The organism is Erwinia sp. L03-1 (assembly GCF_058686115.1).
Genome location: NZ_CM178762.1, coordinates 3,473,433 through 3,487,718 on the forward strand (window position 1 = coordinate 3,473,433; position 14,286 = coordinate 3,487,718).

The following is a 14,286-nucleotide window of genomic DNA, read 5'->3' on the forward strand; positions in this document are numbered from 1 at the left end:
TGGATTCACCGGAGTACCCATGAAGGACGCGGATCTGATTCAGCGTAAAAACGATCACCTGGATATCGTGCTTAACCCGGCGCGCGCCGTCAGCAGGATCCGTACAGGATTTGAGCTCTGGCGTTTTGAGCACTGCGCCCTGCCCGAAATTGATTGTGATCGTATCGATCTCAGCACCTCTCTGTTTGGCAGGCCGATGAAAGCGCCGATTATGATCGGGTCAATGACCGGGGGAGCCCGTCGCGCCCAGGAGATTAATCTTCACCTGGCGTCCACGGCGCAGACGCTGGGCCTGGCGATGGGCGTCGGCTCGCAGCGGGTGGCGCTGGAGAGCGACGTCAATTTCGGCCTGAACAAAAATTTACGCGCTATTGCGCCGGACATCCCGCTGATGGCTAACCTCGGCGCGGCGCAGATCGTCGGCCCAACCGGGCTGGACTATGCGCGTCGTGCGGTAGAGATGATTGAGGCCGATGCCCTGATCGTGCATCTCAACCCGCTCCAGGAAGCGCTGCAAAACGGCGGGGACCGCGACTGGCGGGGCGTACTGTCCGCCATTGCCGGGCTGGTTAAGCAGCTGGCGGTGCCGGTGGTGGTCAAAGAGGTCGGTGCGGGACTCTCGCCTGACGTGGCCCGTCGGCTGGCAGAGGCGGGCGTGACCCTGCTGGACGTGGCTGGCGCGGGCGGCACCAGCTGGGCGGCGGTGGAGGGCGAGCGCGCCAACAGCGCACAGCAGCGTGCCGTCGCCATGGCCTTCGCCGACTGGGGCATTCCCACCAGCGAGGCGCTGCGGGGAATACGCGCTGCCCTGCCCGACCTGACCCTGATCGCTTCGGGCGGGATTGTCGACGGCATTGATATTGCCAAAGCTATTGGTCTGGGCGCGGATGTGGTCGGCCTTGCCGCCGCGATACTCCCCAGCGCCACCGCGTCAGAACAGGCCGTCACGGCATTTTTCCAGACGCTGATCGCGCAGCTACAAACCGCCTGCTTCTGCACCGGCAGCAGTAACCTGCGCGAGCTGCGTCACGCGCCGATGCACTACGCAGGAAGCGGAGCATGAGCCACTACGCCGTGGTTGCGCCGCCGCTTTTCAGCCACGTGCGCGCGCTCCAGGCCCTGGCGCAGGCGCTGATGGCGCGGGGACATCGCATCACTTTTATTCAGCCGCCCGAAGCGCGAAGCCTGCTCAGCGACGCGAACATCGCTTTCGAGCCGGTAGAGAACCTGCCTGCGGGCACGCCCACCCGCGCCTTCAGGCTGACCGTTAACCCGCGTAGCCTCTCCCTCTTCGGCGTGATTGATGATATGGCCCACGCCACCGATCGGCTCTGCTGCGCCCTGCCTGCCATCCTGAACAGACTGGCGGTGGACGGCCTGATCGTCGACCAGATGGAGCCTGCCGGTGGGCTGGTCGCCGACGCGCTGGGGCTCCCTTTCGTCTCGGTTGCCTGCGCCCTGCCGGTTAACCGCGAGGCGGGCCTGCCGCTGCCGGTTATGCCGTTTGCCTGGGGCACCGATCGCCGGGCGCAAAAACTCTATCATTCCAGCCAGCAGATCTACGACTGGATGATGCGCGGCCATACCAGGATCATCAACCGCCATGCGCGCGCCTTTGGCCTGACGCCCCGCCAGGGACTGCACGACTGCCTGTCGCCGCTGGCGCAAATCAGCCAGACCCTGCCCGCGCTGGATTTCCCCCGTCGCGCGCTGCCCGCCGGATTTCACGCCGTCGGACCGCTGCGATCCCCAGGCAAAACCGGTAAGGCAGCCTGGCCGCTGGATCCCGCCCGTCCCTTTATTTTTGCCTCACTCGGCACCCTGCAGGGGCATCGTTTCCGTCTTTTCAATACTATCGCCCGCGCCTGCCGCCGCCTGGACGCCCAGCTGCTGATCGCCCACTGCGGCGGCCTGAACTCGCGCCAGGTGGAAAAATTACGTCACGCCGGTGCCAGCTGGGTCACAGACTTTGCCGATCAGGATGCCGTTTTGCGTCAGGCGCAGGCGGTGGTAACGCACGGCGGGCTGAATACCGTGGCCGACGCGGTGAAAAATATCACGCCGATCCTTGCCATTCCGATCGCCTTCGATCAGCCCGGCGTTGCCGCGCGCGTCGCCTGGAGCGGCACTGGGCGGCGCGCCTCTCGTTTCAGCAGCAGCAAAACGCTGGCGCATCATCTCGACGCGCTGTTAAACGACAATCGCTATCGGGAAAACCTGTCAGCCATGCAGGCTCAGCTCAGCAGCGCGGGTGGCGCGTCTGCCGCCGCACTCATCGTCGAGCAGGCGTTAAGCCCGCGCTTTTCCACAGCGGATAAGGTGGCACCGTGAAGAAATCGGATGTGATCCTGCTGGGCGGCGGCCTGGCCAATGGCCTTATCGCCCTGCGCTTAGCGCAGCGTCAGCCCACGCTCCGCGTGTTAATGCTGGAGGAGAGCGCGCGTTGCGGCGGTAACCACACCTGGTCCTTCCATCAAAGCGACCTGACGCCTGAACAGCAGGAGTGGATCGACCCGCTGGTCGCCCACCGCTGGGCCGGCTATGACGTGCAGTTTCCGCAGCTGACCCGCACCCTGTCCGGCGGCTATATGACGGTGACCGCCGGGCGCTTCGCCGGGGTTGTTGAACAGGCCCTGGGCGACAATCTGCTGACGGCGTGTCCGGCCATCCCGCTCTCCGCGAACAGCGTCCAGCTCGCTGACGGGCAGATCCTGCGGGCAAAAGCGGTAATAGATGGCCGTGGCTACCAGCCCGGTCCCGCGCTGACGGTCGGCAGTCAGGCCTTTTTGGGCCAGCAGTGGCGGCTGGCCACGCCACATGGCCTGACCCGCCCCATTCTGATGGATGCCACGGTGGATCAGCTGGCGGGCTATCGCTTTGTCTATACCCTGCCACTCACGCCGGATACGCTGCTGATTGAGGATACGCACTATATTGACAGCGCGGCGCTGGACGCCGATCGGGCGCGGCAGCGTATTGCAGACTATGCCGCCGAAAAAGGCTGGCTGTTACAGGAGCTGGAACGCGAGGAGCAGGGCATTCTGCCCATTACGCTGGCGGGTCAGCCTGGGGCTTTCTGGCGACAGCGCGACGGACTGCCGTGCAGCGGCCTGCGCGCCGGGCTTTTTCACCCGACCACCGGCTACTCACTGCCGCTGGCTGTTCAGCTGGCCGATCTGATCGCCAGCCAGCCCTCGCCGGATAGCGCCCAGCTGTTCCGACTCATTCAGGATTTTGCGCTACGTCAGTGGCGGCATCAGCGCTTTTTCCGCCTGCTAAACCGCATGCTTTTCCTGGCCGGTCCTCCGGCCGGGCGCTGGCGCGTCATGCAACGCTTTTACGGCCTTAGCGACGGGCTGATTGCCCGCTTCTATGCCGGTCACCCTACCCACTTTGACCGGGTACGGATCCTGTCGGGCAAGCCGCCGGTTCCGGTAGGCGAAGCCCTGCGCGCCATCCTTAAACATCACCCCAGGCTGCGAGCCCTTAAATGAAAAGAACAATTGTTGTAGGAGCCGGCTTCGGCGGGCTGGCATTAGCCATCCGGCTACAGTCGGCGGGCATTCCCACGCTGCTGCTTGAAGGGCGAGACAAGCCCGGCGGGCGCGCTTACGTCTACCAGGATCAGGGTTTTACCTTTGACGCCGGGCCAACGGTGATTACCGATCCCACCGCCATTGAGGAGCTGTTTGCCCTGACCGGTAAACGCATGGCAGATTACGTCCAACTGCTGCCGGTTAAACCCTTTTATCGCCTCTGCTGGGAAACGGGCCGGGTGCTGGACTACGATAACGATCAGCCCGCGCTGGAGGCGCAGATCGCCCGCTTCAATCCCCGCGATGTGGCGGGCTATCAGCGTTTTCTCGACTATTCGCGCGCGGTGTTTAAAGAGGGCTACCTGAAACTCGGCACCGTCCCCTTTCTCTCTTTCCGCGATATGCTGCGTGCCGGGCCTCAGCTGGCCCGCCTCCAGGCCTGGCGCAGCGTCTACAGCATGGTTGCCTCATTTATTGAGGACGAACACCTGCGTCAGGCTTTCTCTTTTCACTCGCTGCTGGTCGGCGGCAACCCCTTTACCACCTCCTCCATTTACACCCTGATCCACGCCCTGGAGCGGGAATGGGGCGTGTGGTTCCCCCGGGGCGGAACCGGGGCGCTGGTGCAGGGCATGGTGAAGCTGTTTGAGGATCTCGGCGGAAAAATTGAGCTGAACGCGGAGGTTGATCGACTGGAAACCCAGGGCGATAAGATTTCAGCGGTTCACCTGACCGATGGTCGCCGTATTGATACGCCCGCCGTCGCCTCAAATGCGGATGTAGTGCATACCTATGAAAAGCTGCTCGGCCACCACCCCAGAGGTGCGGCGCGCGCGACCTCTCTTAAACGTAAGCGCATGAGCAACTCTCTGTTCGTGCTCTACTTCGGGCTTAATCATCATCACAGCCAGCTGGCGCACCATACGGTGTGCTTCGGCCCGCGCTACGAAGAGCTGATCAGCGATATTTTTACCCGCAACAGCCTGGCCGACGACTTTTCGCTCTATCTGCATGCCCCCTGCGTCACCGACCCGTCGCTGGCCCCGCCGGGCTGCGGCAGCTACTACGTGCTGGCCCCCGTGCCGCACCTGGGTACTGCCGATCTCGACTGGGACGTGGAAGGGCCGCGCCTGCGCGATCGCATCTTCGACTATCTGGAGGAGCGCTATATGCCTGGCCTGCGCCAGCAGCTGGTCACCCACCGGATGTTTACCCCCTTCGATTTTCGCGACGAACTGGGCGCACATCTTGGTTCGGCCTTCTCGGTAGAACCGATTCTGACCCAAAGCGCCTGGTTCCGGCCACATAACCGCGACAGTCACATTACTAACCTCTACCTGGTGGGCGCCGGCACACACCCCGGCGCAGGCGTACCGGGCGTGATCGGCTCCGCCAGGGCCACCGCCGGCCTGATGCTGGAGGATTTAGCCCCTTGAATCAGCCTTTACTTACTCACGCTACCCAGACGATGGCGGTCGGTTCAAAGAGCTTTGCTTCCGCCTCGAAGCTGTTTGACGCAAAGACGCGACGCAGCGCGTTGATGCTCTATGCCTGGTGTCGTCACTGCGACGACGTTATTGATGGCCAGGAGCTGGGTTTTCGCCGCGACGGGGCGGAATACAGTCCGCACGCTGCGTTTAGCAACCCGCTATCTGACAGCCCGGACGCGGGCGCGGGCCACGTAACCGCTGACAGCAGCCCGGAGCAGCGGCTGGAAAGGCTTAAAGTCCTTACCCATCAGGCGCTTAGCGGCGCCCCTGTGTCGGAACCCGCCTTTGCCGCCTTTCAGGAAGTAGCCCTGGCCAGCGCCATTCCAGAACGGCTGGCTTTCGATCACCTTGAAGGTTACGCCATGGACGTGCGGGGCGAGGCTTATTACACCCTTGATGACACCCTGCGCTACTGCTATCACGTAGCCGGGGTCGTCGGGCTGATGATGGCGCAGGTGATGGGCGTGCGCGATCCCGCCGTGCTGGATCGGGCCTGCGATCTTGGGCTGGCCTTTCAGCTCACCAATATTGCGCGTGATATTGTGGAAGATGCCCACGGCGGGCGCTGCTATGTGCCTGCTCGCTGGCTGGCTGAAGAGGGTATGGACAGGGCGAACTATGCCAGCCCAGTCAACCGGGCCGCGCTGGCAAGAATAGCCCGGCGGCTGGTCGACGCCGCCGAGCCTTACTATCAGTCGGCCCGGGCGGGCCTGCCCGGATTGCCACTTCGCTCCGCCTGGGCGATTGCTACCGCCCGCGGCGTCTACCGGGAGATCGGCGTCAAGGTCAGTAACGCCGGAGAGCAGGCCTGGGACCGGCGTCAGGGCACCAGCAAAGGCGAGAAACTGGGGCTGCTGCTCTCGGGGGCTGGGCTGGCGCTTACTTCTCGTCTTGCGAAGCCGGGCCCGCGTCCCGATTCGCTCTGGCAGCGTCCTCGCTGACCGGCTTACCGTGCCGCTGGCGCAGCGTTTTTTGCAGCTTCGACAGCGGCGGCGCATACAGGAATCCGAAAGAGACGCAGCCCTCGCGCCCCCGGACGGCGTGATGCAGACGATGCGCCATATAGAGACGCTTCAGGTAGCCGCGCCGGGGTATATAGCGAAACGGCCAGCGCTGGTGCACCAGCCCGTCGTGAACGATAAAATAGAGCGCGCCATAAGCGGTCATGCCCGCACCCATCCACTGGAGTGGCCAGACGCCGGTACTGCCCAGATAGATCAGCACAATGGCAAGCACCGCAAAGACCATCGCATAAAGGTCATTTAACTCCAGCCCGCCCTTATGTGGTCGGTGATGAGAATGATGCCAGCCCCACCCCCAGCGATGCATAATGTACTTATGGGCCAGCGCCGCCACCACTTCCATCACGATGATGGTAAACAGCACGATTAATGCGTTGTACAACAGCTGCATCTTATTCGCTCTTCTCCGGTTCGATGGCAGTAAGCTTAATAGATAAAATGCCTGACGACTGAGTTTTACTGAATTAACGCTGTGTTTCTGAGCCCGGCAGAGCCATACGCTGAATTAACTGCGTGACTTAACGGCGAATGGGGGAACGCTAACCGCGAAGGTCAGAGAAAACCTTAAAATTGGGGGAGTTGTGCCAAAGAGGCTACCCGCTTATGGCGAGCAAAGCTGACGTGTGCTGAACGGAAGGTTTAACGGTAAGTGCAGGTGCGAAAAGGTTTTTATCGTTTTTTTATTAATTATATTGCGTATTCCCTGGTGAATCTCTCAGCTATCGATGTGGGTAAGGCCAGCTATGATCGACGCCTGTTGCAGAAAAAACGCCTGTTATTATCAGATAGCCCAGCAGAATAACAAACACTAACAACGCAATTTTTTCAAACAATACAAATACATTTGCTAACTTCATGGCGAGCACCTCAACGTTTACAGGGTTAAAGAACATTCTGAAAAGTTAGAATGTTACCGGTAAAATCGCAAGCGCTGAGGCCGTGATAACTCATTAAGTTTGTTAATTGATATTTCTACCCACCCGCTCCTGAAAAGGAACGGGGCTGGCGTAGGTCGTTATGGCGGGATCAGACTTCATCGATCGTAAAGCCGATCTGCTGCCCACAGGAGAGTTCAAGCGTATTACCGTCCGGGTCAGCAAACAGCGCCCAGTAGCCCACTGGCGGGCCGGATTGCTGTGGTGGCTTGCGCAGCACGCCTTCCCGTTCGGCCATGCTCACTTTTATATCAATTTCATCAATGGTTGCGCAGGCCACGCCCAGGTGCCCAAACGGACCAAGAGGCGTATCCCTTCCCGCCTGCGTCTGCACCAGCACAATGGCAAAGCGCCGGGTAAGATCGCTGAGCCATGCCACCTTCTCAGCCTCCGGTACGCCCGGCTCACGCTGATGAACGACCTTCATCGCGGCATAGCGCTGATAAAAATCGATACTTTTCGCGATATCTTTCACTTCAAAGGCAACGTGGGTCAAACCAATATCAGTCGCTGTCATCATCTTTATCCTGCGGCGTTTATGTCCTGCAAGAATATGATATCGCGCGCAGCGCATTTATCCGCCAGTGCGCCCGGGGGTAACGGAGAGCACGGCGGGCGACATTGCTGTGGGGGGTATTATCTAAAGCGTTGAGGGTGCGGGGTAAAGGATTGAAAAATCGGCTGTCTTAAAAGAGCTACTCATTGCCCCACTGATTCAGAAACGTCGCAATGTCATCAATACGAAGCGCGTCGATGCCCGCCTCCCTGGCCAGCTCAGTTTGTGTACTCTCGCTGATCTCTTCGTTATTCATTAAGCGGGTGACTAGCAGCTGGAAATAACGCGCCAGAGGGTCACGCTCCAGGTCGCTTACCGGCTTTGCAGATTCCGTCGAATACTCATCTACGATGTCATAAAATTTTAGCGGTACGTCATTGCTCATCATTCATCCCCGGGAGTTAAGGTGGGTGTCAGTTACTGCCTCAGTCGGCTGGTGTGGATAATAGCATTTTAAGGGGTTTTCGTGTCATCCTGGGCATTGATCCCACTGTTCTCCCGACCGGGCCAACAAAAAACTGTATATAAATGGGTCTTCTCCGATTATGGTGTGAAAAATTCGCTCATATTGTCTTTATAGGGGTTAAACACTTATAAGATAAACTCTGTTTCTTGATATTATTCCCCCTTCATTTACAGTCAGTCTTATCAGGAGGGCGTATGCCTTTTAATATCAATTCATGCTTATGTAATTCAACCTTAAGTATCGATTCCTTTGTCGATACCTCATCCACCTCAAAGAATTCAACTCAAAATATCCATTCATCTGGCGGATATGTTACAACCAGTACGAACGTTAAAGCCTCAGACATCAAGCCGCGATGTTCGTCTTTGCATCCCAAATTAAGAATGAGTGCTGAATAATATACTCACTTCAAAGAACTCATGGCTTCAGTAGGAGAATCGAATAAAAAAGTTCACTTTGATGATGTCCCGTCCAGGAAACAGAGTGCCTCTCATGATGTATCTGATACCCATAAACCGTTAACCGCCCCCATCAGCACTGTAGATGACAATGATACTGATTTCGTTCTATTTGAAGAGTTTGAGCAATGGCGTTTGCAGCGATTAAAAGATCAAGTAAGTACAACCCCGTCCGATTCGGATGCTATTCCAGCAAGTAAGCAATCCGAAAGATCTGCATTTTCTGTAGAACATGCGATCTCAACCAACTACGATAATCCAAGAGAACAGGCAATCTCAATCAACGAAGATATTCCAATTAAGAAATAAGCGGTTAATCAAAACGCGCAGAAGCTCATATTCAGCTTACCGTAATGGAACATTACTCCCAGCTTAAAGCGCTCCCTGTTCCGGTAACCTCTGGCTTTTATTCTCAGCAACCTTATTTAGCTGTTCAGGGCTTCAGCATTGCCATTTGAGACGTTATGCCGCATGGCATTCAGTATCCCGTATAACCTTTTGCTGATTGTACCGGCCATGTTTCTCATTACCGGTACATCGCAACTTCTCGCCAGCGCTATCCATTGCTGCCAGTCCGTTCGCCGTTCAGTACTCCACGGTCGGTTCCAGATGTCTTTTGCCAGCTCCTTCATCGTCTGCTGGCGACGTGGCCTTTTACTCTTTCAGCTCCACAACCTTTACAAACTGACAGATGCTCCTGGATTCCTGTATCACCAAACGGACATGCTGACATAACCCCCCACCAAATATCATCTAATTAATTGATCTGAAGAAAGAGCCTGTCAGAGCGGTTTTATCGATAAAATTCACAACAGTTAGCAGTCATAAAATATCGATATTAATTTATCGATCGATTTAGACAATTAATTACCAATCGACATGAGATTATCAGTCGCCATAACTATCAATTTAACTACATTCTTCGATTTTACAGATCAATAACTCAAAGAGATTTTAATCAATTAATAGATTTGTGAGACGGGAAAAGGATGCTTGCTGACCCACTGCTCTCTGGAAGTCAGTCTTTTTATGTCCCGCTTTGGGTTAGTGAAAACCCGGTTGCGCATATAGCCAGCGGGCATACCCTGTGGCAAACTTACGTTTTCTCAGGCACAGGGAATCTGCTCAATGTCCGAAAGCCATGCTACCTGTCTGTTCACAGAAGGCCGGATAACGCTTCCTGACCAGTATCAGGACCGCACGGTTAATGTTTTTACTCTACCCGGCGAGAACGCCCCCGCATTTAACATCTCACGAGATACCCTCAGTAATGGAGAGGTGCTGCAAGACTATATTGACCGCCAGACAGCGCTCATGGATAAACATCTTAAAGGATGGAAACTGTCTCTGCGCGAAGCAGCCGTGCTGGGGGAAAATATTGCACACGGTGAATGTGTGCATGCCAGCTACTTTCGTGATAACCAGAAGGTCTTTCAGCAGCAGGCCGTCTTTAATACAGCGGAGAAGCATATTCTGGTGTTCACTATGTCCCGTGTGGAAAAAATCAGGGACATGGACAGCCAGTGCTTTCAGGCACTCCTCGGCAGTTTTCGGTTTAACACCTGACAATTAAGGAACGTTGTTATGTTTGAAGCGGCACGCGTGGGCGATGATATCGGCCATTCTCACGCGCTGGCAGGGATGATTGCCGGAACGATTGTCGGTGGACTGATTGCGGCTGCCGGTGGCATTGCCGCCGGGGCAATGATGATTGCCGGTCTCGGTGCGTCCTGTCTCGGCATTGGCGTCCTTCTGGTCGGGGCCAGCCTGGCGGTGGGATACCTGACAGGTGAACTGGCGACGGCAGCACGGGACGGTATCGCGGATGCGGGCGCGGCCAGCATGCAGAAGGAAGGCGTTATCGCCACCGGCTCTCATAACGTGTTCATTAACGGCAGACCTGCCGCCATTGCGACCAACAGCATGGTGGAATGCGCTAAGGACGGTGGCTCACAGCAGATGGCCGAAGGCTCCTCACGCGTATTTATTAACGGCCTGCCTGCTGGCCGCATCGGTGACCAGACCACCTGTGGCGGCAAAGTGATGACGGGTTCAGGGAACGTGCGCATTGGCGGTGAGCCGCAGCCGACCCTGCCCATACAATCTGAAGTCCCTGAAAAACTGTATAAAGCCTCTGACCTGACGTTGTTATTTGCAGGACTGCTCGGCGGAGCAGGTGGAGCGGCTGGCAAAGTCGGTGCACTGGGCAGACTGTTCAGTAAAATTCCGGGTATCAACAAGCTGGCCCGTATCGCCTGCCGCGCCAGCATGCTGATGACCGGTGTCGCTGCCGTGGGCATCATCGCGCGTCCGGTGGATATCGTCAGTGGGCAGAAGTTTCTGTCAGGTGATGACGAGCTGGATTTCGTATTGCCTTCCCGTCTGCCGGTGGTCTGGCAGCGTTACTGGCGCAGTGGCAATCCCGGCGACAGCGTGCTGGGCCGTGGCTGGTCACTTTTCTGGGAAACCCGCCTTGAACGGTATCAGGACGGGCTGGTATGGCGTGCACCGTCCGGCGATTACGTGTCATTTCCTCCCGTGCCGAAAGGAGAGCGTACCTTCTGTGAACCGGAGAAGCGCTGGCTGGAACATCATCAGGACGATACATGGTCAGTGTATGATATCAGCGGCGAGCGCTGGCATTACTCATCCCTGCGGGACAATTCCCCTTCCCTGCCGCTACGCCTCACTGAATCCTGTGGTAACGATATCCTGTTTGCATGGAACGACGACCCATACCCTGCATTCACTCACCGACAGCGCGGGGCAAAGTGTAGTCTGCCGCTACAAAACCGTCAGCGGGCAGGTTCGCCTGACCGGGGCCTGGCTGGATAATGAAATCTGCCTGGTCAGCTACGGCTTCGATGATAAGGCCAGGGTGATTAGCGTCACCGGACGCGGCGGTCAGGTACGCCGGCGTTTCAGCTGGTATGACGACGGGCATGGCACGGATTTACTGCGCAGCCATGAGGACAGCAACGGGCTTGTGAATGAATATCTGTGGCAGAACATTGATGGTCTGCCGCGCGTGGTGGCATACCGCAACAGCGCGGGTGAGCAGCTTGATTTTGAATACGATTTTATAAACGGCACCCGCCGCGCTACCCGCGAGGATGGCGCACAGGCACACTGGCTGGTTGACGACGATAATAACGTCGCCCGTTTCACAGATTATGACGGTCGCCAGACCAGCTTCGTTTACCGCGACGGTGAGTTGTGCGATGTCATCCTTACTGACGGAGCCATGCGGCGCAGCCAGTGGGACCGCTACGGTCGCCTGACGTCAGAGACTGACCCGGCAGGCCGCACCACAGAGTATTACTGGTTTCGCAACACTGACCGCATCGCCCGCACGGTTTTCCCGGATTTAACAGCCACACAGGCGACATATGATTTAAACGGTCGCCTGCTGTCGGAAACCGACGCACTGAATCACTCCAGCACTTACCACTATCCTGACGACGAAGAAACGCTGCCGGAACGCATCACCGATGCCAGTGGCGGTGACGTGCTGCTGGTGTGGAACCGCCAGGGACTGCTGACGCAACGCACCGACTGCTCCGGCAGCATGACCCGTTTTACGTATGACCGCTTCGGCCAGCTCCTGAGCAGTGAGGATGCGGAAGGTAACATCACACGCCGCGAATGGAACGACGCCGGTCAGCTTACTGCGATTATCCGTGCCGACGGCAGCAGGGAAACGCTACTGTGGAACGAACACGGACAGCTCAACGCCTGGCGTGACCCGCTGGAAAGCGAAGTGTCCTGGACGTATAACCGCCTGGGCCAGCCGCTCAGTCAGACCGGCCGCAACGGTATCATGCGTCGCTGGCACTATGATGCGCGAGGCAATCTGCTGCGTCTGGAAAACGACAACGGCGGTGAGTACCGGTTTACGTATGACCCCTCAGGACGTCCTATAAATGAGTTTCGCCCGGATAACACATCCCGGCAGATGGAATGGAACGAACGGGGACTGCTTACCACTCTTATGGAAAGCGGCAGACCGGACAACGATGGCGGCATTCCCCGGCGTGTTCAGCAGTTCAGCTATGACAGCAGCGGCCTGCTGACCAACCGGACAACCCGCGATGCTCAGTACCATTACCGGCGTAACAACATCGGGAAGCTTACCGGCCTGACGCGCACGCCGACCGCTGAAGGCGTGGAAAAAGGAATTGAAGCAGATGATATTCAGTTTACCTTTGATGCAGCAGGAAAACTGCTCACTGAACAGGGGGTGAACGGTGAACTGCATTACGACTATGACACCCTGGACAACCTCACCGCGCTGACCCTGCCCGGCGGGCAGCAGATAAGCTGGCTGCACTACGGCTCCGGTCACGTCAGTGCCATCCGCTTTAATCAGCAGACGGTCAGCGAATTTACCCGCGACCGCCTGCACCGGGAGGTGTCCCGCACTCAGGGAACCCGTGAACAGACCCGCCAGTATGACAGTATGGGCAGACGTACCCTGCAACGCAGTATCGGCGGCTTAGCACCCAACCTGCCGGAACAGGCAATCTTCGAACGCGCCTTTAACTACACCGGGCGGGGAGAACTGTCTGACGTCAGTGACACGCTGCGTGGCAGCACGATTTATGGCTATGATGAGGAAGGTCGTCTTCTCAGGCACTACGAAGCCCGCCCGGACCACAGCACCAGGACGTTCCGTTACGACGCCGCGGATAACCTCCTGCCGGATAATGACCTGTCTGCCCTGCCACTGACGGATAACCGCCTGACGCACTGGCAAAATCTGTTTATGAAATACGACGGGTGGGGAAACCTGGTCAGTCGCCGCAGCGGCCTGCATGAGCAACATTATGAATATGATGCGGAAAACCGGCTGATACAGGCAGAAGGCAGCGGACCGGAAGGCCGTTTTACCGCGCACTACCATTATGATGCCCTGGGCCGTCGCATCCGTAAAACCGTCACCACGCAGCGTGGCATCACTGAGACCCGCTTCCTGTGGCAGGGCTTCCGACTGTTACAGGAGCAGCAGCAGAATGGGCAGTGCCAGACCTGTATTTACGACCCGAATGAAGCATACAGCCCGCTGGCGCGTATCGACCACCTGCGGGACGACAACCGGGGTGAAATTTACTGGTTCAGTACCGACCTTAACGGTGCACCGCTGGATATCACTGATGAGCAGGGCCAGCTCCGGTGGAGCGGACATTACGGGAGCTTTGGTGAGGTTACCCGACAGACGGAAGGTTTTCACCGACTTGCACGGCAAACTGCCCTGCACCATCAGCCGCTGCGCTATGCCGGGCAGTACGCTGACAGCGAGACCGGACTGCACTATAATCTGTTCCGGTATTACGATCCGCAGATTGGACGCTTTACGGTACAGGATCCGATTGGGCTGGCGGGTGGCTGGAACCTTTATCAGTATGCTCCGAATCCGCTGGGGTGGATTGATCCGTGGGGGCTATCATTTGGTTCAGGTAAAGGTACACATACCGCCAATGCCACGTTATTTGATTCTGATGGCAATGTAAAAGCCCAGGGCATATGGCAAAGTGGCAATATGACACCAGAAGAAAAGGCTCTTGGCTTCCCACAAAGTTCACTAGCGACTCATACAGAAGCGCGGATAACACGCGAGTTAGATCAGATTGCTTTGCCGGGAGATAAATTGGTTATTGATGGCCAATACCCTCCCTGTACTTCATGCCGGGGAAAAATGAACACATTTAAATTGAATACTGGTTCAGATGTCGTTTATACATGGCCTGACGAAAACGGTGAAAGAAATGTCTGGTCTGCTGCTGGTAAAAAATCAACAAGAGCCAGAAGTTGTTCTGGTTAAGG

The 14,286-nt window shown here is 57.3% G+C and carries 11 protein-coding genes and 2 pseudogenes; 8 read left to right on the forward strand and 5 right to left on the reverse strand.

The annotated features are described in order from the left end of the window. The first annotated feature begins 19 nt into the window (after positions 1-19). From fni to AC4PCC_RS16175, 5 genes are read left to right on the forward strand one after another with little or no spacing between them, the layout of a single operon-like run. Positions 20-1,063: a type 2 isopentenyl-diphosphate Delta-isomerase gene (fni, locus tag AC4PCC_RS16155; RefSeq protein WP_492125193.1), complete on the forward strand. Its 1,044-nt coding sequence runs from the start codon at positions 20-22 to the stop codon at positions 1,061-1,063. Further along, positions 1,060-2,331, forward strand: a complete 1,272-nt coding sequence (locus AC4PCC_RS16160; RefSeq protein WP_492125194.1) for a glycosyltransferase — start codon at positions 1,060-1,062, stop codon at positions 2,329-2,331. Before fni ends, AC4PCC_RS16160 begins: the two co-directional genes overlap by 4 nt. Beyond that, positions 2,328-3,494 (forward strand): lycopene beta-cyclase CrtY, encoded by a 1,167-nt coding sequence (gene crtY / locus AC4PCC_RS16165; RefSeq protein WP_492125195.1) that lies wholly within the window; start codon positions 2,328-2,330, stop codon positions 3,492-3,494. The genes AC4PCC_RS16160 and crtY overlap by 4 nt, the downstream gene beginning before the upstream one ends. Next, a complete protein-coding gene (locus tag AC4PCC_RS16170) occupies positions 3,491-4,972 on the forward strand; it encodes a phytoene desaturase (RefSeq protein WP_492125196.1) in 1,482 nt (493 codons plus the stop codon). Before crtY ends, AC4PCC_RS16170 begins: the two co-directional genes overlap by 4 nt. Further along, the gene (locus AC4PCC_RS16175) at positions 4,969-5,967 is read left to right on the forward strand and encodes a phytoene/squalene synthase family protein (protein ID WP_492125197.1); all 999 of its coding nucleotides are present in this window, start codon (positions 4,969-4,971) and stop codon (positions 5,965-5,967) included. The genes AC4PCC_RS16170 and AC4PCC_RS16175 overlap by 4 nt, the downstream gene beginning before the upstream one ends. On the opposite strand, the gene AC4PCC_RS16180 is transcribed toward AC4PCC_RS16175, so the two are convergent. The 4 genes from AC4PCC_RS16180 to AC4PCC_RS16195 form a co-directional block, all read right to left on the reverse strand. After that, complete coding sequence (locus AC4PCC_RS16180; RefSeq protein WP_492125198.1) at positions 5,906-6,439, reverse strand: sterol desaturase family protein; 534 nt, start codon at positions 6,437-6,439, stop codon at positions 5,906-5,908. The genes AC4PCC_RS16175 and AC4PCC_RS16180 overlap by 62 nt on opposite strands. A gap of 328 nt (positions 6,440-6,767) precedes the next feature. Then, complete coding sequence (locus AC4PCC_RS16185; protein ID WP_492125199.1) at positions 6,768-6,905, reverse strand: hypothetical protein; 138 nt, start codon at positions 6,903-6,905, stop codon at positions 6,768-6,770. A gap of 169 nt (positions 6,906-7,074) precedes the next feature. Then, positions 7,075-7,500: a VOC family protein gene (locus AC4PCC_RS16190; RefSeq protein ID WP_067705008.1), complete on the reverse strand. Its 426-nt coding sequence runs from the start codon at positions 7,498-7,500 to the stop codon at positions 7,075-7,077. A gap of 178 nt (positions 7,501-7,678) precedes the next feature. Then, complete coding sequence (locus AC4PCC_RS16195) at positions 7,679-7,924, reverse strand: YmjA family protein (protein WP_492127546.1); 246 nt, start codon at positions 7,922-7,924, stop codon at positions 7,679-7,681. Positions 7,925-8,424: 500 nt separating this feature from the next. Here AC4PCC_RS16195 and AC4PCC_RS16200 point away from each other — a divergent pair, with 500 nt between their 5' ends. Next, positions 8,425-8,772, forward strand: a complete 348-nt coding sequence (locus tag AC4PCC_RS16200) for a hypothetical protein (RefSeq protein WP_492125200.1) — start codon at positions 8,425-8,427, stop codon at positions 8,770-8,772. A gap of 8 nt (positions 8,773-8,780) precedes the next feature. On the opposite strand, the pseudogene AC4PCC_RS16205 reads toward AC4PCC_RS16200, so the two are convergent. Next, a pseudogene (locus AC4PCC_RS16205) lies at positions 8,781-9,098 on the reverse strand (transposase); the annotation flags it as partial. A 493-nt stretch (positions 9,099-9,591) separates the two neighbouring features. Here AC4PCC_RS16205 and AC4PCC_RS16210 point away from each other — a divergent pair. Beyond that, positions 9,592-10,029, forward strand: a complete 438-nt coding sequence (locus AC4PCC_RS16210) for a DcrB-related protein (RefSeq protein WP_492125201.1) — start codon at positions 9,592-9,594, stop codon at positions 10,027-10,029. An 18-nt stretch (positions 10,030-10,047) separates the two neighbouring features. Beyond that, positions 10,048-14,284, forward strand: a pseudogene (locus AC4PCC_RS16215) (RHS repeat-associated core domain-containing protein). The last annotated feature ends 2 nt before the right edge of the window (positions 14,285-14,286 follow it).